This window comes from Pseudomonas sp. AC355 (genome assembly GCF_979258205.1).
On the sequence record NZ_OZ409843.1, the window covers coordinates 1,493,972 to 1,513,367 of the forward strand.

A 19,396-nucleotide genomic window follows, 5' to 3' on the forward strand; every position below is an offset into this window, starting at 1 on the left:
GACGCTGCCAGGAGTTTGCCGAACGAATCGATAGACGCGGGCTTCAGCCCCTGAGAGTGTCGGCCTTGAGCTCCTGGGTGACGCCCCAGCCGTCCAGCTTGCCACCCAGGGGTGCTACCACCGCCTGCATGTCCTGCTCGAAATCATCGATACCTGCATAGGTGACATGCATCACCTTGCTCACCTGCAGGTGCCAACCGCCCTCGTCACGCTCGGTCACCAGAGCGTGCAGCGACTCGCCACGAAAATTTCGTGTCGCCTTCATTGCATTGTTTTCATCGGGGAAAATTGCGTAAAACTCGATGGGATGGACACTGGCAAAATCGAACCCCCCTTGCTTCATCCGACCTAGAACGCCACCACTGACATCATCGTGCAAGACTGTGCTCATAACGTTGATCTCCATCAGGTGAAAGGTTGGATCGCCGAACCAACGGCTCCCATGTGCCTGGTCTGATTGGTCGGCGCGGACCGTAGCGATTGATCCTGTTACTGAGGATAGACCGCTCAGCAGCTCGCGTCGTTCTGTCGCAGCACCATGCTATACCCATTTATGACACCCATGCCCGTTTTGCAGGTGTGTTTCGAACAGGGATCGCCGTGCTGCCTCCACGGGCCAGACACACGAGGTATCAATCATGAGTACGCTACAGTGCACCCACCGCGACCACTACATCAGTGCCGAGGTCATGGAACACCCGGGCATTCCAACCCCATGGGCCGGCGGCTGCCGGATCACTGCACCGGACGGACGTACCACGCGGCGCATGGCGCTGCCGATGAACGGAGCCTTCCTTGAGGATCTGAACAAGGCCCAGCACGCCTCGATCGCACACGGCAAATGGCTGGTCGATCAGTATCTCGATAAAGAACGGGATCTTTTTCCCGATAGCGCGGCCAAACATCACGCAGCATGAGGCCGTATCGAATGGCCCGCATACGCAGCGGGCCATTCCATTTCCTAGCTAAAGCGCGCAAGCGCCCATTCCAGCCGGTCTCATGCCCAGATAGATTCTGGCCGCCCCTGCGGTCGCTCCCATTCGAGACGAAGGTTGGATTTCATGGCGAAACACACGCTTTTCATTTCTACAGTTTTGATGACCAGCATTCTGGCGCTGACTGCCTGCAGCGACGCCGACAAGATACCCGCCAAGACCGCCTCCGCCACACAGAGCAGCCCGCCAAAGCTGCAGGAAAAAACGGATCTCAGTCCATTCGCCGGTTTTGCCAGCGCTCGCTTCGGTAGTGATGAGGCGGCGGTACGTGCGGCCTGGAAAGGTTCTCTGCGTGAAGGCGGCGGTACCTCCGACACCTGTCGTCAGCTGTTCCAGGATCCGCGCCCTGCCAACGGTTTTGGCACTTCGTTCATGTTGGATAACGGGCTTTTCGTGCGTTATGACATCGATACGCGCGAACGCAAGGCACCACGCGGCCTGCAGGTCGGTAGCAGCGCCCAGCAGATCCGCGCGACCTTTCCCGGCCACTTCGAAGAGCAGCCACACAAGTACGTGAAGGGTGCCAGCAACTTTATCGTCAAGCCGTTCATCGACAGTGAAGCGCGGCTGGTTTTCGAGACCGACCCCAATGGCCTGGTGACCCGCTGGCGTATCGGCATGCCGCCGGCCGTGTTCTACGTGGAAGGCTGTAGCTGAAGTGACAATCGGGCGAGACGCTGATCTCGCCCTGCCCTCGCAGCACCGATGAAAACCAACGCATCGGGAACCCGAGCGTTTGGATGGCGGACAGTCCCCTAGATCGATGGCGTAGCTACCATTCGCCGGCAAGCCGGCTCCTACAGGATCGCGTGCCCCCCCCTCCCCGTAGGAGCCCGCTTGCGGGCGATTCGGTAGCAGGCGTTCAGCACAATTGCTGGCGTGAGCACCCATCGTGCAGGCGCCTAGCTACTGTAGGAGCCGCGCCCCCGCAGCGAATAGCGGCCACACCGCAGATCTTCAGTATGGCCACCATCAGGTTCGCGCCGGGGCGACGCGCTTATAGGGTTGGCGTCAGCAGGCTACGGCTTGTCAGGCATGCCATCTTCCACGCCAGCGGTGTTATCCAGCAGGCTCTTGGTGGCGGTCTGCAGGAAACCCTCGAGGCGCTTCTGCAGCAGCTCGTCGACCGGCCCTTCGATGCGCTCGGCGGTCGGCTTGGCACCCAGGCTGTAGCGATACAGGCGCGGCTCGAAGTCCTTGGGCTGCACCAGTACTTTGTCGGTGGTGACGATGGCCACCGTCTGGTCGCCGCCCGATGGTTTGATCACGCCAATGCCACCGTCGCCTTCCGGCAGGTTGAGCAGGTCACGCCCCCAGCACTGGTGACGCACCTCGCCGCCCAGGCGACCCATGATGGTCGGCACGATGTCGACCTGGGTGCCCACGGTATGGCTGACCTTGCCGAACTTCTCCTGAATGCCCGGCGCGATCAGCAACAACGGCACGTTGAAACGCTGCAGATCCATCTCGGTGACCTGATCGAAACCACCGAAGCCATGGTCACCCACCACCACGAACAGGGTTTCCTTGAAGTACGGCTCCTTGCGCGCCTTCTCGAAGAACTGCCCCAGAGCCCAATCCGAATAACGCATCGCCGTACGGTGCAGGTTCTCCTTGCCATCGATCAGCACCGGCTCAACCGGCAGATCCTTGGGCAAGGCGTAAGGCGTGTGGTTGGAGAGGGTCTGCAACAGCGCATAGAACGGCTTGTCTCCATAGTTGGTCTTCAGCTCCAAGGCACCGCGATCAAACATGTCCTGATCGGATACGCCCCAGGTTGGATCCATGAACACCGGATCGACGAAATCCTCACGGCCAATGAAGTCAGTCATGCCCTGGTTGCTGAAGAAGCCGGACTGGTTGTCCCACTGGAAATTGCCGTTATAGACATACAGGTTGTCGAAGCCGCGGCCACCCAGCAGTTGCGGCAGCCCGGAGAACTTGTGGGCGCCTTCCGGCGTGCGCATCAGGTACTCGAAGCCCGGTAGATTGGGGAAGCAGGCCATGGTGGCGAACATGCCCTGATGGGTATGAGTGCCATTGGAGAAGAAGCGGTCGAACAGCAGCCCTTCCTGGCTCAGCTTGTCGAAGTAAGGGGTGATGTTACCCGGCGCGCCGAGTGCACCGACGGAGTGCCCGGCGAAGCTTTCCATCAGAATGACCACCACATTGCGGATCGGCAGCGTGCCGTCGGCGGGCGGCGTGTAGACGCGACGCATCGCGGCGCTATCGGCGTCGACCAGCTTGTCGTCCGGGGTCAGCAACATGTCGCGGGTGACCTGACGGGCCTGGTCGTCTTCCATGGTCGGCTGCCAGGTGTTGTCGCGGTGCGGGCCGAAGGTAGCCTGAGCAGCGGTGAACAGGGTCAGGGTACCGTTGAGCCCCAACTGGTTGGCGAACATCGATTCGGTGGTATAGGCATCGCCCCAACGCAGCGGCGGGCCCTGGCGCAAGTGGCCACGGGCCGCGATCACCGCGATCAGCAGGCACAGGAAGAACACCGAAACGCGCCAGTACCAGGCCACCTTCGGACGTGCGACCACAGCGCCATGCGGCGCTTTTGTGCGGCTGGCACGGTCGAACAAGGTGAACATCCACCACAACAGGCCGGTGATGACGAACCAGGCGATCAGGTAACGGGCAACCGGAAAACCGTTCCAGAGCATGCTCATCACGGTGGCCTGGTCTTCCTGCAGGTACTGGAATACCAGGCTGTTCAGACGCTGGTGAAATTCCTTGTAGAAGTCCAGCTCGGCCAGGCCGAGAAACAGCGTGATGCTGGCGAAGACCGTCAGCCAGACGCGCTGCCAGACGCGCGCAAGCATCGCGCGGGTGCTCAGCAAGGCGATCAGCAACGGCGCGCAGGCATAAACCACCACACGCAGGTCGAAACGCAGGCCGTTGTAGAAGGCCTCGGCAAACTCTGCAACCGGCGTATCGCCGATCAGGTCGCGGTTGTAGGCCAGCAACGCGGCGCGCAGACTGGTGTACATCACCAGCAACGCCAAGGCGCTGAACAGGGTAAAAAGCAACTGGCTACGTAATGGCTGAAAGGAATGCGAGGCGCTAGGAGGGGTGCCCTGAACTGCTGTAGGGGTCATGTTCAATCATCCACAAAAGACTTATTCCGCCCAGCTCGCCGCAGATAACAGCGACTGGTGCCGCACGAGTGTGTTCGTGTGGATGTGAAAATTTTGTCGATAAGGATTCTCAGCGAACCTGCAGCTCTGTTTGAAAGTCATTTGCACGCTGACAAGATACCGCCCCGGGGTTATCGTCAGCGCCATGACACCGAGCCAAACCATCAGCCTCCCGTATCTCGCGCCCTGGAACTGGCAGCAGTTCCATGAGCACTTCAAGTTACGGGCGATACCTGGACAGGAGCTTCTGGGCGATCGCGACTACTGCCGCAGTTTTCGCCTGGCTGACGTTACCGGCTGGTTCCGGGTCAGCGCCCTGCCCGACCAGAACGCGCTTGAGCTGGCTTACAGCACCTCGGCCGAAGCCTGCCTGCCGCAACTGACCCTGCGCGTGCGACGGATGTTCGATCTGGATGCTGACCCGGCCATCATCGCCGCCCACTTCGCGGCAGATCAGCACCTTGCACCGATGCTCGCGCGCAATCCAGGCCTGCGCTTGCCCACCGCTTTCGATGCCTTCGAACAGGCCGTGCGGGCCATCGTCGGTCAGCAGGTCACGGTCAAGGCGGCGGTAACAATCACCGGGCGTCTGGTCAGCCGACTCGGCGAATCGCTGGCAGACGCACCAGCCGGTATCGACCGCCTGTTCCCGACACCCGCCGCCATCGCTGCTGCCAACCTCGACGCCATCGGCATGCCCGGCAAGCGCGTGCAGACCCTGCAGCACTTCGCCGCCCAGGTCGCCAGCGGCGAGTTGCGCCTGGACATCAGCCAGGGCGCGAGCGAGCTGATCGCGCGGCTTTGTGCTCTACCCGGCATCGGCCCCTGGACCGCCGAATACATCGCCTTGCGCGCGTTCGGCGACGCGGATGCCTTTCCCGCCAGTGACCTGGGCCTGCTGAAGGCGCCGATCTGGGGAGCAGGAGGTATCACCGCTCGCCAGTTGCAGGCCCATGCAGAGGCCTGGCGCCCCTGGAGGGCTTATGCCGCGGCCCATCTCTGGCAAGACTATTCAGGAGGCTGAAGATGTTCTATCGCTACCAGGAAAGCCCCATCGGCCGCCTGTTCATGGTTGGTGACGGCGCCGGCCTGCAGCAATTGCTCATGGACGTGGAACGCACGCCCTGGCAGATCGGCGATGACTGGCGCGAGGCTGGCTCGGAGCTGGATGAAGCCAGCCGCCAGCTCGACGAATACTTCAGTGGCCGTCGGCAGCGCTTCGAGTTACTGCTCAACCCTCAGGGCACGCCGTTTCAGCAGTTGGTGTGGCGCGCCTTGCAGCAAATCCCCTACGGCCGCATCGACAGCTACAGCGCACTGGCCCAACGCATTGACAGACCCAGGGCAGTACGCGCCGTCGGTACCGCCAACGGCGCCAACCCGATCTGCATCATCATCCCCTGCCACCGCGTCATCGGCCGCGATGGTAGCCTGACCGGCTTTGCCGGCGGCCTGCCACGTAAACAACTGCTGCTGGAGCTGGAGGGCGCAGTGCCGCGACCACAGGCCTCGCTGTTCGACTAGAACGACTCAGTCTTCCAGGCGCGGAAAAGAGGCGGCGATGGGATCGCCACTGGGCTTGTCAGCAGCGCCGCTACCGGACGACAGGCGCACAAGCGCGCAATGGGGAAACTCACCCAGATCGAACCAATGAGGCATACCGACGGGCACCGAAACCAGCGCGTTTCGCTCACCCAGCAGCGCATACACGTAGTCGTCGACATGCAGACTCAGCAGCCCCTGCCCGCCCAGGAACAGGTAAAGCTGCGCGCCGTCGGAGATGATTTCCTGGGGCGGCTCGGCGGGATTTTCGCCTTCCTTGGGCCAGCGGCGCTGGTCGATGCTGATCACGTCCACGTGCCCCAGATCGTGATCGCGCTTGAGCTGCTGCAACGGGCTGTCCAGCGCAGCCAGGATGTCGTCCGCCGAAGTACCGGGCTGCAGCTTGACGTCGAGATCGGCCAACCTGAAATCGATGCCGGCGGCGGCCAGGGTGCTGCTGATGTCCTCAGCGTGGCCCAATATCTTGTTGGGAATACCGGGACTGGACTGATGATGAACGCTCAGGCGGCTCATGGAGGAAATCCTTTAATAAGTGCTCGCTACCCTGTGGGCAGCTTGATTTGACCAGCGATCAGAGTCGCGCCGGATCGGCCGTGCGTCTGGCCATGATAACGGCTGCAGCCAGTGCGGCCAGCCCCGCCAACGCGAATGTCCACTGCGGGCCCAGACCATTCCAGCTGTAACCGGCATACAAAGCACCCAGGGCACCGCCAATTCCGGCCAGCGACGCGTATAGCGCTTGCCCCTGCCCTTGCTGACGTGCGCCAAAACTGCGCTGCACGAAGGCGATGGCAGCAGCGTGGAAACTGCCGAATGTTGCCGCATGCAGAACCTGGGCGAACAACAGCACCGGCAAATCATCAGCAAGAAAACCCATCAACAGCCAACGCAGCGCGGCAATGGCGAAGCTGGCGACCAGCACTTGGCGCAGGCTGAAATGCTTGAGCAGACGCGCCATGACCATGAACATCAGCACCTCGGCGACCACTCCCAGCGCCCAGAGCATACCGATCAGCCCGCGGCTATAGCCGAGTTGCTCCAGATGGATGCTGAGGAAGGTGTAGTACGGCCCGTGGGACAGCTGCATCAGCGCTACACATAGATAGAAGGCCAGCACACCGGGCTGCTTGAGTTGCTGCAGAAAGCCGCCGCGGCTCGCCGATTGCGACGACACCAGTGGCTGTGCGTCTGGCACCCAGAAGCTGCTCAGGGCGATGCCAGTGATGATCAGCAGCAACGCCCAAGGATAAACGTCCAGGCTGAACCAGTCGAAGGCCTTGCCCAACCCAACCACGCTGAGGATGAAACCGATCGAGCCCCACAGGCGGATCTGCGTATAGCGCGCCGACTGCTCGCGCAGATGGGCCAGGGTGATAACCTCGAACTGCGGCAGCACCGCGTGCCAGAAGAACGCATGCAAGGCCATCACCATGGCCAGCCAGGCGTAACTCTGGCTGACGAAGATCAGGCTCAGGCTGAGCAGCGTACACAACGCACCGAGGCGAACGATCAACAAGCGCCTGCCGCTGTAATCGCCCAGCCAGCCCCACAGGTTCGGCGCGATGCAACGCATCAGCATGGGGATGGCCACCAGCTCGCCGATCCGCGCTGGCGAGAAGCCCAGATGGGCGAAGTACAGGCCAAGGAAAGGCGCGGTGGCGCCCAGCAGCGCGAAATAGAACAGGTAGAAGCCGGACAGGCGCCAGTAAGGGACTGCCGGAGTCAATCCCGAACATCCTTGCTATCGAAGAATTGTCGGATCAGTGCACTGCTTGCACCCGGTTCACGCAGCGTGACCACCGTACCGTTTTCATCCACGGTGAAATGCCCCCTGAAGGCCTCCGGCATCGCTTCGTACTGCCGGTTGACCTGCTCGAGGGTATCGCGCAAGCAGGCGTAGCCATAAAGCTCGACCAGATACGGCAACGCGTTGCGCCCCCTGAGTAGTTCGTACTCCTGATAGTTGTAGGGCGTGGACTGCTGTCTTTTAGCCAAGGTCTGGCGAAAGCCTTCAAGCAATCGCTGCAGCTGGCCCTCTTCGGAGCGGCGCGCCAGGCCACGAAGGGCATAGACCTTCATGTCCAGGTAGCGCTCCTTTCGATAGGCCAGGGCGAAAAAGTCTTCGAGCGCCTGAAAATCAAAGTCATATAACAGCCTGAGTATCTGCTTGCGCACATCGAGCTGTTTGCTGCTGGTGTAGAGCGCAACGAGGTACGCAGCGCCCTCCTCGTCGATCTGGGCCGGCTCCAGCGTGAACAACGCATCACGAACCTCCGAGATGCGTTTGCCGGTAACGCTGCGTAGCACCTCGGGAAATTCGCTCATGCCGCCCTCACCTGCATGACGCCGGGACGCGAGCTCACAGCTGCGGCAGCACCGGCGTATTCACGCGCACATCGGCGTTCTGACCGCGATGGCGCAGCAGGTGATCCATCAGCACGATGGCCATCATCGCCTCGGCGATCGGCGTGGCGCGGATGCCTACGCACGGATCATGACGTCCCTTGGTGATCACATCCGCCGGGTTGCCGTCGATATCGATGGAGCGACCTGGCGTGGTGATGCTGGACGTCGGCTTGAGGGCCAGATGAGCGACGATCGGCTGGCCGCTGGAAATACCGCCAAGAATGCCGCCGGCGTTGTTGGATAGGAAGCCTTCGGGAGTCAGCTCGTCACGGTGCTCGGTACCGCGCTGCGCCACCGAGGCGAAACCAGCACCGATTTCGACACCCTTGACCGCGTTGATGCTCATCAGCGCGTGGGCCAGTTCGGCGTCCAGGCGGTCGAAGATCGGCTCGCCGAGCCCCGGCATGACGCCCTCCGCGACCACGGTGATCTTCGCACCGACCGAATCCTGGTCGCGGCGCAGCTGATCCATGTAGGCCTCCAGCTCTGGCACCTTGTCCGGATCGGGACTGAAGAAGGCGTTCTGCTCGACCGAATCCCAGGTCTTGAACGGAATTTCGATAGGGCCGAGCTGGCTCATGTAGCCGCGAATCACGATGCCCTGGCTGGCCAGGTACTTCTTGGCGATGGCACCTGCAGCCACGCGCATGGCGGTTTCCCGTGCCGAGCTGCGGCCACCGCCGCGGTAGTCGCGAACGCCGTACTTGTGGTGGTAGGTGTAGTCGGCATGGGCCGGGCGAAACAGATCCTTGATCGCCGAGTAGTCCTTGGACTTCTGGTCGGTGTTACGGATCAGCAGGCCGATGGAGCAACCCGTGGTCTTGCCTTCGAATACGCCGGAGAGGATTTCCACCTCGTCGGCTTCCTGGCGCTGGGTGGTGTGGCGGCTGGTACCCGGCTTGCGGCGGTCGAGGTCGCGCTGCAGGTCGTCCAGGGAAATCTCCAGCCCGGGCGGGCATCCGTCGACGATGGCGACCAGCGCAGGGCCGTGGCTCTCGCCTGCCGTGGTGACGGTGAACAGCTTGCCGAAGGTATTGCCGGACATTGCGCGAGGCTCCACATCAGTTCGATCAGCAGCCTGCGTCTAAAAGGCAGGCCCAAGAGGAAAGCCGCTGAGTATACTCCGTCGCACCTGCGGAGATCACCCGCGAGCGAACCTTTGGCCATTTGCCAGCGTCCAACGAATCCCATTACAGACACGTTCTCATCATGCTGCGAGCCCTGCTTTTGACCCTATCTCTCTTCACCGGCCTGGTTCAGGCTGCCCCCATTCTGCGTGAACAGGTCAGCCTGGATACCGGCCAGGGCGTGCTGCATGGCTCGCTGGTGCTGCCGCAACGTACCGAGGCCGTACCGGTGGTGCTGCTGGTGGCCGGCTCGGGGCCGACCGACCGTAACGGCAACAATCCGGGTGGCGGGCATAACGATGCGCATCGCAAGCTGGCCCAGGCGTTGGCTCAGCAAGGCATCGCCAGCGTGCGTTACGACAAGCGCGGCATCGCCGCCAGCTTTGCTGCGACGCCGCACGAACGCGACCTGAGCGTGGAGCGCTACGTCGCCGACGTGGTTGCCTGGAGCCACAAGCTGCATGAGGACAAGCGCTTCAGCCAGGTGATTCTGGTCGGCCATAGCGAAGGCGCGCTGATCGCCAGCCTGGCAGCCCCTGAATCCGATGCCGCTGCACTGGTGTCGATTGCCGGCAGCGCGCGCCCCATAGACCAACTGCTTCAGGAGCAACTGCGCGACCGTTTACCGCCGCGCCTGCGCGCCGAGAGCGATGCCTTGCTGGTCGCCCTGCGCGAGGGTCGTCAGGTTGCAGAAGTGTCGGACGAGCTGACCGTGCTGTACCGCACCAGCGTGCAGCCCTACCTGATTTCGCTGTTCCGGCAGAATCCGGCTGCCGCCTTTGCCAAGGTGCGCGTACCGGCACTGATCATCCAGGGGGATCACGACATCCAGGTCAGCGTGCAAGACGCCGAAGCGCTGCATGCCGCGAACCCGGCCGCCGAGCTGCAGATCATCACCGGCATGAACCATGTGCTGCGCATCGTGCCGATGGACTTCGAGGCGCAACTGGCCTCCTACGACAACCCTGATCTGCCGCTGGCCCGTGCCCTCACCGCCCGTATCGCCAGTTTCATTCAGGGCTTGCCGCCTGTAGAAACCAGCGTCGCTGCCGATACCCACTAAGCCGACGCTCAACTTCGCGGCGGTTTTTTGAGGAATGCCCCATGACCGACAGCGAAACGCCAGCCGTCGCCGCACCTGAAGAGGAACAGGCCGAGTCGTCCCATCCGTGGGCCACGCTCGGCCCGGAGCACTTTCGCCTGTTGCGCCTGGCGCCCCTGCCCATCGACCGCCATACCGGGGCGCGGCCGCTGCGTTTCGTGCAGCTGGGCCGGGTCGAACGGCACAGCAAGGAACAGAGTCTGCTGCGCCTAACCCTGCAATTGCCGGGGCAGAAGGTGCGCAAGGAACAGAACGTACTGGAACTGTGGCTCGACCACCGCGCCAAGGAAGCCCGTTTCGGCCCGGACAGCGGCCTGAGCCTGGAGCCGCAGAACCGCGGCCTTGGCCGTTTTCTGCTGGCTCAGGCAGCCGCCTGGGCCAAACAGCACTGCGCCCATTACACCCTTGAAAGCGGCCCACTACCGAGCCGCGACGCGCTGAGCGAAGAGGCCCGTGCACGCCGCGATCATTGCCTGAAGGCCCAGGGCTTCGCCGTTGACTATCAGGACGGTCAGCTCAAGGCGCATTACAGCGCATCGCGCCTCAGCGCGCTGCACAGCGACTGGAATGGCGAAAAGGTCAGGTTCATCGAACAGCTGGACGCCGCACAGATGCTTCAGCAGGCGGATCAGAATCTGCACGAGCAGGATGTGCAACTGCGCAAGCAGCATGAGCGCCTGGAGCAGCTCAAGCGCGAGGACGGCGGCCTGCGCTTCACCATCGCCTGCCTGGTAGCCTTCGCCCTGTTCCAGGCGGGCCTGCTGATCTGGATCGCGACGCACTAGAAACGCCACAGCCGACGCGCATCTGTAGTGAACGGCAGGCCACAAAAAAGGCCGTTACCCCAAAGGGTAACGGCCTTTTTCATTGCAACTGAAGCGTGATGATCAAACCCGGAAGTGGCTGACCATCTGCTGCAACTGGCTACCCAGGCGGGCCAGCTCGACACTCGACGCAGCGGTTTCTTCACTGGCTGCGGCAGTCTGCTCGGAGATGTCGCGCACGTTGATCACGCTGCGGCTGATCTCCTCAGCCACCGCACTTTGCTGCTCGGCAGCGGCGGCGATCTGCTGGTTCATCGACTGGATGTTGGACACCGTGCGGGTGATGCTTTCCAGCGAGCCACCGGCCTTGCGGGTCAGCTCCACCGTGCTGTCAGTCAGGTCGCGGCTGCTCTGCATGATGTTGGCCACCTGTTGAGTGCCCTGCTGCAGGCCGGCAACCAGGCCCTCGATCTCTTCGGTGGACTTCTGGGTACGTTGCGCCAGGCCACGCACTTCATCGGCGACCACCGCAAAACCACGGCCTGCTTCACCAGCACGAGCGGCTTCGATAGCGGCGTTGAGTGCCAGCAGATTGGTCTGCTCGGCCACCGCCTTGATCACGTCCATCACGCTGCCAATCTTGTTGCTTTCCTTCTGCAGATGGCTCATCGCCTCGGTGGAGCGCGTCACTTCGGCAGCCAGGCGCTCGATCTGCGCGATGGCTTCGGCCACTACGCGATCACCTTGTGCGGCCTCGCGGTCGGCGTCCGATGCGGCGCGGGATGCGTCGGCGGCGTTGCGCGCGACTTCCTGCACAGTGGCGGACATTTCGTGCATCGCGGTGGCGACCTGGTCGGTCTCGACCTTCTGGCTGTTGACGCCGGCGCTGGTCTGCTCGGTGACTGCCGACAATTCCTCGGCAGCGCTGGCGATCTGGGTAACGCCGTCACGGATGCCACCAATCAGATCACGCAGGGTGGTGCCCATACGCTGGATGCCCTGCTGCAGCACGCCGATTTCGTCACGACGAGTTACGTGCAGGGTCTGGCTCAGGTCACCACCGGCGATGCGCTCGACCGCGACCAGGGTTTCCTGCAGCGGACGGGTGATCTGCCGGGTGATCAACCAGGCGGCGAGAATACCGACCAGCAACGCCAGCACGGTTGTGCTCAATTGCAGGGTGCGGGCAGACGCCGTTTCACTGTCACGACGCTCCAGTTGAATCGCGGTGAGCTCCTTGCTGATTTTGACGATTTCGTAACCTTCTTCGGTCAGCTCCTTGCGCGCCACGGCGATGGTCTCGGTCGCGGTCTTGAACGCCATGACCGCTGCAAGGTAGTTGTCCAGCCCGGTAGCGACCAGGCTGACACGCTGGGAATGCTCGGTTGAGAACGCCTGACGGAATTGATCGAGATCCTTGATGGTGGTCTCGATCTGGGTGATAGCGGTACGTTCGGCGTCCGCATTGGGGGCGCCGGTGTAGCCGCGTACCTGGTAACGCACCAGTTGCCAGTCTTCCTTGGCCTTGGTGATCGCCTGGAACTGGGCAGCGCGGGTTTCATCGTAAGGCGGCAGGTTCAATACGGCGGTATTGATCTCGTCAATCGCCTGACCGGCAGTCACTGCATTGCGGGTCATTTCCTGGCGCGCGTCATTGCTCGCACGGTAGCCGCTGCGCATCTTGTTCAGCGACAGCTGATAGGCGTCGATCTGCGCGCCCTGGGCTTGCAGCAAGCGGACGTTGTCGGGGCTCTTGAAGCTCGACAGTACCTGGGCATGCTGGGCCTTGAAGCCATCGAGGGATTTCTGCACGGTCTCGGCGACGGTTTCGTCGCCGTTCGCCAGCATGTACTGCAGGCGAGTCACACGCAGTTCGGTCAGCGTGTCGTTCAAACGCGCAATGTCCGACGTCCAGTCACTGCGCTGAATCAAGCTGCCCAGACTGGTCCATCCAGCAAGAGCAAGTACACAGGTAAGGGCCAGCACGAGGCCAAAACCCAAGGCAAGTTTCAAAGTTACGCTGATGTTCGCGAACCAGCTGTTCATAGTGTTCTCCGACCTTTTTAAGGGGGTTAAGCAGCTGGAGATTTATTCTTGGACCAGTCTGAAAATTTAAGCGGCACGCATTCTATCGGCGGCAAAATAAATAACTAGAGCGGCACCATGCAGATGGTGAAGCCAAAAAGATAAAAACCTAGTCACACACTAGGTTATTGAGCATGAATTTTTTATTTATCAGATAGATAGATTGAATATCTGGCGGTGAGTCAGTTTTTTATCCGTGACATCAGGCCGCAGATCAGCCCTGGTTCAGGCGCCAAACAGCACCGTCCAGCGCACCATAGATCACCCGCCCTGGCGTCGCATTGATCGCCATGCCACCGGTAAATTCACCAAAGGCCGGCAGCAGCGTGATGCTCTGCTCGACGCTGAAGCACGGCATGCGCACGCGGTCACGCCCCCGGCCGCGTAGCACGAACACTGGATGCAGATGCCCGGCCAGCACATGCAGGCCGGGGCAATCCAGGGGCTCATGACAGAGCGCGAAAGGCCCCATGCGCCAGGGCTCGCTGACCACCTCGATGGCCAGATCAGCCGGTGGATCACCGGCGCTACGATCATGGTTGCCACGTATCAGCACGATCTGCAGCGCGTCATGTCGTTTGCGCCACGCCTGTAATGCCGTCAAGGTCGTGCCGGCTCGCGCCGGGCGTGCATGCAGAAGATCGCCCAGAAATACCAGGCGGCGAACCGGGTAGCTCGCCAGCAGGTCATCCAGCCGCTGCAGATTGCGAGCCGTGGTGCCCCGCGGCACCGGCTGCCCAAGGGTGCGATAGGTGGCGGCCTTGCCGAGATGTGCATCGGCGATCAGCAGGGTCTGCTCGGTGGGCCAGTAGATCGCCTTATCCGCCAGCAACCACAGCGTTTCACCGGCGATCTCTACGGCAAGGTGAGGCGTCCCGCTCATGCCTCACTGCCCTTGGACTTGCGGCGCGGACGGCCATCCTTGCGCTGGCGTTCGCCACGACGTATGGCTGGCTCGACCTCGATCAGCGGTTTAGCGACAACCTGCCCGCCCGGCCCTGCGGCACGCTCCAGTTCGCCGAGCATACGGGCGATGCGGTCGGCGAGCTTTTCAGAGCTGTGTCGCTCGCGAAAACGCTCGACCATCAGCGGAAAGGCCAGCGGGGTCGCGCGACGCAGCTCATGCAAATTCAGACGCGCCGCGCGCATATCGGCCAGGGTGCGCTGCAGTTGCCTGACATCCAGCTCCTGGCTGAGGACTTCATCGTGTGCCTGGGTCAGCAGCAGGTTGTCCGGGTCGTACTGGCGGAACACGTCGAAGAACAATCCGCTGGAGGCCTGTACCTGGCGCAGGCTCTTGCCCGCGCCAGGGTAGCCGCCGAACACCAGGCCGGCGATGCGGGCGATCTCGCGAAAACGCCGCTGGGCCAGCTCGCTGGCGTTGAGGCTGGCGAGCACGTCGTGCAGCAGGTCGTGATCGTCGAACAGATCAGTGCCGAGCAGCCCTGCCCAATCAACCTCGCTGGCACACAGCAGCTCCAGGCCATAGTCGTTGACAGCAATCGAGAAACTCAGCGGCTGTCGCTGGCCTAGGCGCCAGGCCAGCAGACTGGCCAGTCCCAGGTGCACGTTGCGCCCGGCGAAGGGATACAGGAACAGGTGCCAGCCTTCCCGCGAGTGCAGGGTTTCGGCCAGCAAGGTGCCTGGCGCCGGTAACGCGGACCACTGCGCCTGCACCTCCAGCAGCGGTCGCAGCATGCGCATTTCCGGGCCATCGAAACGGCCCTGCGCCGCCTCACCGAAACGCACCACCACGGCTTCGGCCAACGCACTGGAGAGCGGCATACGTCCGCCATTCCAGCGCGGCACGCTGGCCTTGCTGGAATTGCTGCGGCGTACATAGGCCGTCATGTTTTCCACCCGCACCAACTCCAGGGGCCGCCCGCCGAACAGAAACACGTCGCCCGGATGCAAACGGGCTATGAAGCCTTCCTCGACGCTACCGAGCGAACCACCGCCGCCGCCTTTGCTCCACCATTTCACGGTAACGCTGGCGTCGCTGACGATGGTGCCCACGCTCATCCGATGGCGGCGCGCCAGACGTGGGCTAGGCACTCGCCAAACGCCCTCTTCGTCCGGTTCCACGCGCTGATAATCGGGATAGGCACTGAGCGACTCCCCACCCTGCCGCACGAATGCCAGGGCCCAGCGCCACTGGGCATAGTCAAGGTCGCGATACGCCCAGGTGCTGCGTATCTCTTGCAGCAAATCATCCGGACGAAAACCGCCACCCAGGGCCACGCTGACCAGATGCTGAACCATTACATCCAGCGGCTGGTGGGGGGATTCACGTGCTTCGATACGCCCGGCTGCGACGGCGTCTTGCACGGCAATGGCTTCGATCAATTCAAGGCCGTGAGTGGGAACAAGAGTAATCCGAGAGGTACGCCCCGGCGCATGACCGGAACGCCCAGCGCGTTGCAGCAGACGGGCGACACCCTTGGCCGATCCGATCTGCAGAACCCGCTCGACAGGCAGGAAATCGACTCCCAGATCCAGGCTGGAAGTACAGACCACCGCTTTCAGCTTGCCCTGCTTGAGCCCTGCCTCGACCCAATCACGGACTTCCCGGGCCAGCGAGCCATGGTGCAACGCGATCAATCCAGCCCAGTCCGGTCGCGCGTCGAGCAATGCCTGATACCAGAGTTCGGACTGCGAACGGGTGTTGGTAAACACCAGGGTGACGCTACTGCTTTCCAGCTCCTCGACGACCTGAGGCAGCAGCCGCAGGCCCAAGTGCCCGGCCCAGGGAAAGCGCTCCATCGCCGCCGGCAGCAGCGTATCGATCTGCGGCCTGGCGCCCTGCTCACCGCGCACCAGACGACCGTCGCCGTCAGGTAGCAGCACCTCCATGGCATGGGGCTGGTTGCCGAGGGTGGCCGACAGCCCCCAGACGATCAGTTGCGGGTTCCACTGGCGCAGTCGCGCCAGCGCCAGTTGCAGTTGCACACCGCGCTTGTTGCCGAGCAGCTCGTGCCACTCATCCACCACCAGCATGCCGACATGGGCGAACTGCGCCTTGGCGTCAGCACCGGTAAGTAACAGCGTCAGGCTTTCGGGCGTGGTCACCAGCGCGGTGGGCAGACGGCGTGCCTGACGCTGCCGTTCGGCGCTGCCGGTATCGCCGGTGCGCATGCCCAGCGTCCAGGGTATTTCCAGGCCATCGAGCGGCGCTTGCAGGGCACGTTGCGTGTCAGCGGCCAGCGCACGCATTGGCGTGATCCACAACACGGTAAGAGGCGCAGCCGGTGGCGCGCGCTTGCCACTGGCAGGCTTCTTGGCAGCATTCTTGCCCGCGAATCGATTGATAGCAGCCAACCACAAGGCATAGGTTTTACCCGCACCAGTCGAGGCATGCAGCAGGCCGCTCTGCCCATCGGTCACTGCCTGCCAAACTTCCTTCTGAAAGTCGAATGCCTTCCAGCCATTGCGCCGCAGCCAGCTACTGGCCAGGCTCATTGCAGCAATTCCTGCAGCAGCGCCAGGGTATCGGCCTCCTCCACCGTCTTGTCATGACGCCAGCGCAACATGCGCGAAAAACGCACGGCGATGCCGCTCTTGTGGCGGGGGGAACGGGCGATGCCTTCGAAACCCAGTTCGAACACCAGGCTCGGCGTGACGCTACGCACGGGGCCGAACTTCTCCACGGTGGTCTTGCGCACGATGGCGTCGACCTTGCGCATTTCCTCGTCGGTCAACCCGGAGTAGGCCTTGGCGAACGGCACCAGTCGGCGTTCGGGGTCACCCGGCGCGCCGTCCCATACGGCGAAGGTGTAATCGCTGTACAGGCTGGCACGCCGGCCATGGCCACGCTGGGCGTAGATCAGCACGGCATCGACGCTCAGGGGGTCGATCTTCCACTTCCACCAGACGCCGACGTCCTTGCTGCGCCCTACCCCGTAAGCCGACTCCCGCGCCTTGAGCATCATCCCTTCCACGCCCAGCGCCCGTGAGCCCTCGCGCTGCTCGGCCAGGGCCTGCCAGCTCTCGCCATGCAGCAGCGGCGACGGCATCAGCCGTGGGCTCGCGCAATTGGCGACCACCTGCTCCAACTGAGCGCGGCGCTCGTGTTGCGGGCGGCTGCGCCAGTCGTCGCCCTGCCACTCCAGCAGGTCGTAAGCCAGTACGGCGACTGGTACCTCCTCGAGCAGCTTGCGGCTCAGGGTTTTACGACCGATGCGCTGCTGCAACAGGGCGAAGGGCTGAATGCCGTATTGCTCGAGCTGTTCCTCGACCTGATCGTTGAGACGCTCGGCAGATTGCTCGGCAGCATGGGCCATCAGCTCGCCCTGCCGAGCGGTGGCCTCCGGGGCGTGGCGCCAGACCACCAGTTCGCCATCGACGACAGTGCCGTCCGGTAGCGATGCCGCTAGCTCCTGAAGTTCGGGGAAGCGCTCACTGATCAGCTCTTCACCCCGTGACCACACCCATAATTGGCCGTCACGCTTGACCAGTTGCGCCCGAATGCCGTCCCACTTCCATTCGATCAGCCAGTCGGCGGGCGAACCCAGGCTGGCGTCGAACTCCTCCAGCGGGCGCTGCAGCGGATGGGCGAGAAAGAAAGGGTACGGCTGGCCACCGCGCTGAGCGTGTTCGTCATCCGACTCGGCAGCGATCAGCCGCTCGTAGGAGGCGGCCGTGGGCCGGTGCGACAAGTCGGTATAGCCGACCAGACGCTGAGCCACGCGCTTGGCATCGACATCGGCAATGGCAGCCAATGCGCGGGTGACCAGAAGCTTGGAGACACCGACACGAAAGGCGCCGGTGATGAGTTTGATGCTGACCATCAGCGATGGCGCATCGAGCTGAGCCCACAATGCGTCGAGGCGCATCGCCAATTCGTCCGTTGGCAGTCCGCGCAACGGCAGCAGTTTTTCTTCCACCCAGACGGCCAGCCCGTCCTGGGAGGTCGAGGTCGCTTCAGGCAGCAGCAGCGCGATGGTTTCCGCCAGATCGCCGACCGCCGAATAGCTTTCTTCGAAGAGCCACGCTGACAGGCCGGCCCGCTGCATGGCCAGTTCGCGCAACTGCCGTGACGGCACCAGCTGCCGTGGCCTACCGCCGGCGAGAAAGTACACCGCCCAGGCGGCGTCTGCAGGTTCGGCGTCACGCAGGTAATCCTGCAGCGCCGCCAGTTTGGCGTTGCTCGAGGTGGTGGCATCGAGGCGCGCATACAGCTGCGCGAAGGCGATCACGGGGCAGGCTCCGCTGCTGCGTCGTCTTCCTCGCCATACTCGGTATCGAACGCCTGGGCATCCAGACCCTGCTCACGCAAGTGACGAACCAGAATGTTCACCGAACCGTGAGTGACCATGACCCGCTCGGCCCCGGTCTGCTCGATGGCCCACAGCAGGCCAGGCCAGTCGGCGTGATCGGAGAGCACGAAACCGCGATCGACACCACGCCGCCGACGGGTGCCACGCAACAACATCCAGCCGCTGGCGAAGGCATCGCTGTAGTCACCGAAACGCCGTATCCAGGTGCTGCCACCCGCCGAAGGTGGCGCCAGGATCAACGCCTGGCGCAGTAGCGGATCGCCCTTGGGCACCTCGCCGGCATAGCGCGTTTCCGGCAGGTAAACCCCGGCATCGCGATAGACCTGATGCAACGGCTCCATGGAGCCATGGCCCAGGATCGGCCCGATGCTCGCGTCGATACCGTGGAGGATGCGTTGCGCCTTGCCGAACGCATAGCAGAACAGCACGCTGGCCCGGCCGGCTTCGCGATTCTGCCGCCACCAGTCATTGATGCCGGCGAATATCTGCGCCTGAGGCTGCCAGCGGTAGATCGGCAGGCCGAAAGTGGATTCGGTGATAAAGGTGTGGCAGCGCACCGGCTCGAAGGGATCGCAGGTGCCGTCTGGCTCGACCTTGTAATCGCCAGAGGCGACCCAGACTTCGCCGCGGTATTCGAGGCGTACCTGGGCCGAGCCCAGCACGTGGCCGGCAGGATGAAAGCTGAGGGTGACGCCGTGATGGTCGATGGTCTCGCCATAGGCCAGGGTCTGCAGGTTGATATCGCGCCCCAGGCGGGTGCGCAGAATACCTTCACCCGGAGCGGCCGCCAGATAATGGGCGCTGCCTCCGCGGGCATGGTCACCGTGGCCGTGGGTGATGACAGCGCGCTCTACCGGACGCCAAGGGTCGATGTAGAAGTCTCCGGGAGGACAATACAGGCCTTCTGGCCGTGCAATCACCAGATCCAAGCAGGCGAC

17 protein-coding genes and 1 pseudogene are annotated in these 19,396 nt (G+C 62.8%); 6 read left to right on the forward strand and 12 right to left on the reverse strand.

Going from position 1 to position 19,396, the window contains the following annotated elements:
• Positions 1–43 precede the first annotated feature (43 nt).
• The gene (locus ACZ0AI_RS07115) at positions 44–391 is read right to left on the reverse strand and encodes a ribonuclease E inhibitor RraB (RefSeq protein ID WP_463565144.1); all 348 of its coding nucleotides are present in this window, start codon (positions 389–391) and stop codon (positions 44–46) included.
• A 247-nt stretch (positions 392–638) separates the two neighbouring features.
• On the opposite strand from ACZ0AI_RS07115, the gene ACZ0AI_RS07120 reads away from it, so the two are divergent.
• The gene (locus ACZ0AI_RS07120; protein WP_463565145.1) at positions 639–917 is read left to right on the forward strand and encodes a hypothetical protein; all 279 of its coding nucleotides are present in this window, start codon (positions 639–641) and stop codon (positions 915–917) included.
• Between the two features lie 180 nt (positions 918–1,097).
• A complete protein-coding gene (locus tag ACZ0AI_RS07125; protein WP_225831953.1) occupies positions 1,098–1,652 on the forward strand; it encodes a hypothetical protein in 555 nt (184 codons plus the stop codon).
• A 362-nt stretch (positions 1,653–2,014) separates the two neighbouring features.
• On the opposite strand, the gene ACZ0AI_RS07130 is transcribed toward ACZ0AI_RS07125, so the two are convergent.
• Positions 2,015–4,096 carry an LTA synthase family protein gene (locus tag ACZ0AI_RS07130; protein ID WP_463565146.1) on the reverse strand — a complete coding sequence of 694 codons (2,082 nt, stop codon included), beginning with the start codon at positions 4,094–4,096 and terminating at the stop codon, positions 2,015–2,017.
• 184 nt (positions 4,097–4,280) lie between these two features.
• Here ACZ0AI_RS07130 and ACZ0AI_RS07135 point away from each other — a divergent pair, with 184 nt between their 5' ends.
• On the forward strand, positions 4,281–5,159 hold the full coding sequence (locus ACZ0AI_RS07135; protein WP_463565147.1) for a DNA-3-methyladenine glycosylase family protein: 879 nt from the start codon (positions 4,281–4,283) through the stop codon (positions 5,157–5,159).
• A 2-nt stretch (positions 5,160–5,161) separates the two neighbouring features.
• On the forward strand, positions 5,162–5,659 hold the full coding sequence (locus ACZ0AI_RS07140; RefSeq protein WP_463565148.1) for a methylated-DNA--[protein]-cysteine S-methyltransferase: 498 nt from the start codon (positions 5,162–5,164) through the stop codon (positions 5,657–5,659).
• A gap of 6 nt (positions 5,660–5,665) precedes the next feature.
• Here ACZ0AI_RS07140 and ACZ0AI_RS07145 read toward each other — a convergent pair whose 3' ends face one another.
• From ACZ0AI_RS07145 to aroC, 4 genes are read right to left on the reverse strand one after another with little or no spacing between them, the layout of a single operon-like run.
• On the reverse strand, positions 5,666–6,211 hold the full coding sequence (locus tag ACZ0AI_RS07145; RefSeq protein ID WP_463565149.1) for an acireductone dioxygenase: 546 nt from the start codon (positions 6,209–6,211) through the stop codon (positions 5,666–5,668).
• 58 nt (positions 6,212–6,269) lie between these two features.
• Positions 6,270–7,424, reverse strand: a complete 1,155-nt coding sequence (locus tag ACZ0AI_RS07150) for an MFS transporter (RefSeq protein ID WP_463565150.1) — start codon at positions 7,422–7,424, stop codon at positions 6,270–6,272.
• Entirely contained in the window at positions 7,421–8,023 is a 603-nt protein-coding gene (locus ACZ0AI_RS07155) for a hypothetical protein (RefSeq protein WP_463565151.1), read from the reverse strand. The genes ACZ0AI_RS07150 and ACZ0AI_RS07155 overlap by 4 nt, the downstream gene beginning before the upstream one ends.
• Positions 8,024–8,057: 34 nt before the next feature.
• On the reverse strand, positions 8,058–9,149 hold the full coding sequence (gene aroC / locus ACZ0AI_RS07160; RefSeq protein ID WP_463565152.1) for a chorismate synthase: 1,092 nt from the start codon (positions 9,147–9,149) through the stop codon (positions 8,058–8,060).
• 164 nt (positions 9,150–9,313) lie between these two features.
• Here aroC and ACZ0AI_RS07165 point away from each other — a divergent pair, with 164 nt between their 5' ends.
• Positions 9,314–10,294, forward strand: a complete 981-nt coding sequence (locus ACZ0AI_RS07165; protein ID WP_463565153.1) for an alpha/beta hydrolase family protein — start codon at positions 9,314–9,316, stop codon at positions 10,292–10,294.
• 41 nt (positions 10,295–10,335) lie between these two features.
• Positions 10,336–11,118, forward strand: a complete 783-nt coding sequence (locus ACZ0AI_RS07170) for a hypothetical protein (protein ID WP_463565154.1) — start codon at positions 10,336–10,338, stop codon at positions 11,116–11,118.
• 102 nt (positions 11,119–11,220) lie between these two features.
• Here the strand turns inward: ACZ0AI_RS07170 and ACZ0AI_RS07175 are convergent, their stop codons facing one another.
• The 6 genes and pseudogenes from ACZ0AI_RS07175 to ACZ0AI_RS07200 form a co-directional block, all read right to left on the reverse strand.
• Positions 11,221–12,084 (reverse strand): methyl-accepting chemotaxis protein, encoded by an 864-nt coding sequence (locus tag ACZ0AI_RS07175; RefSeq protein WP_463566066.1) that lies wholly within the window; start codon positions 12,082–12,084, stop codon positions 11,221–11,223.
• Positions 12,076–13,143: pseudogene (locus tag ACZ0AI_RS07180) on the reverse strand (methyl-accepting chemotaxis protein); the annotation flags it as partial. The gene ACZ0AI_RS07175 and the pseudogene ACZ0AI_RS07180, both read right to left, overlap by 9 nt.
• A gap of 253 nt (positions 13,144–13,396) precedes the next feature.
• Positions 13,397–14,065: a ligase-associated DNA damage response endonuclease PdeM gene (pdeM, locus tag ACZ0AI_RS07185; RefSeq protein ID WP_463565155.1), complete on the reverse strand. Its 669-nt coding sequence runs from the start codon at positions 14,063–14,065 to the stop codon at positions 13,397–13,399.
• Positions 14,062–16,641 carry a ligase-associated DNA damage response DEXH box helicase gene (locus ACZ0AI_RS07190; protein ID WP_463565156.1) on the reverse strand — a complete coding sequence of 860 codons (2,580 nt, stop codon included), beginning with the start codon at positions 16,639–16,641 and terminating at the stop codon, positions 14,062–14,064. The genes pdeM and ACZ0AI_RS07190 overlap by 4 nt, the downstream gene beginning before the upstream one ends.
• A complete protein-coding gene (locus ACZ0AI_RS07195; RefSeq protein ID WP_463566264.1) occupies positions 16,638–18,377 on the reverse strand; it encodes an ATP-dependent DNA ligase in 1,740 nt (579 codons plus the stop codon). The genes ACZ0AI_RS07190 and ACZ0AI_RS07195 overlap by 4 nt, the downstream gene beginning before the upstream one ends.
• Complete coding sequence (locus ACZ0AI_RS07200; protein ID WP_463565158.1) at positions 18,374–19,387, reverse strand: ligase-associated DNA damage response exonuclease; 1,014 nt, start codon at positions 19,385–19,387, stop codon at positions 18,374–18,376. Before ACZ0AI_RS07200 ends, ACZ0AI_RS07195 begins: the two co-directional genes overlap by 4 nt.
• Positions 19,388–19,396: the final 9 nt, after the last annotated feature.

Excerpts from the sequence above, each read along its gene's own strand:
- ACZ0AI_RS07170 (WP_463565154.1), top strand. The coding sequence starts at position 10,336 with ATGACCGACAGCGAAACGCCAGCCGTCGCCGCACCTGAAGAGGAACAG.
- ACZ0AI_RS07165 (WP_463565153.1), top strand. The coding sequence starts at position 9,314 with ATGCTGCGAGCCCTGCTTTTGACCCTATCTCTCTTCACCGGCCTGGTT.
- ACZ0AI_RS07130 (WP_463565146.1), bottom strand. The coding sequence starts at position 4,096 with ATGACCCCTACAGCAGTTCAGGGCACCCCTCCTAGCGCCTCGCATTCC.
- ACZ0AI_RS07145 (WP_463565149.1), bottom strand. The coding sequence starts at position 6,211 with ATGAGCCGCCTGAGCGTTCATCATCAGTCCAGTCCCGGTATTCCCAAC.
- ACZ0AI_RS07155 (WP_463565151.1), bottom strand. The coding sequence starts at position 8,023 with ATGAGCGAATTTCCCGAGGTGCTACGCAGCGTTACCGGCAAACGCATC.
- ACZ0AI_RS07115 (WP_463565144.1), bottom strand. The coding sequence starts at position 391 with ATGAGCACAGTCTTGCACGATGATGTCAGTGGTGGCGTTCTAGGTCGG.
- aroC (WP_463565152.1), bottom strand. The coding sequence starts at position 9,149 with ATGTCCGGCAATACCTTCGGCAAGCTGTTCACCGTCACCACGGCAGGC.
- ACZ0AI_RS07190 (WP_463565156.1), bottom strand. The coding sequence starts at position 16,641 with ATGAGCCTGGCCAGTAGCTGGCTGCGGCGCAATGGCTGGAAGGCATTC.
- ACZ0AI_RS07135 (WP_463565147.1), top strand. The coding sequence starts at position 4,281 with ATGACACCGAGCCAAACCATCAGCCTCCCGTATCTCGCGCCCTGGAAC.
- pdeM (WP_463565155.1), bottom strand. The coding sequence starts at position 14,065 with ATGAGCGGGACGCCTCACCTTGCCGTAGAGATCGCCGGTGAAACGCTG.
- ACZ0AI_RS07140 (WP_463565148.1), top strand. The coding sequence starts at position 5,162 with ATGTTCTATCGCTACCAGGAAAGCCCCATCGGCCGCCTGTTCATGGTT.
- ACZ0AI_RS07120 (WP_463565145.1), top strand. The coding sequence starts at position 639 with ATGAGTACGCTACAGTGCACCCACCGCGACCACTACATCAGTGCCGAG.
- ACZ0AI_RS07175 (WP_463566066.1), bottom strand. The coding sequence starts at position 12,084 with ATGGGCACCACCCTGCGTGATCTGATTGGTGGCATCCGTGACGGCGTT.
- ACZ0AI_RS07125 (WP_225831953.1), top strand. The coding sequence starts at position 1,098 with ATGACCAGCATTCTGGCGCTGACTGCCTGCAGCGACGCCGACAAGATA.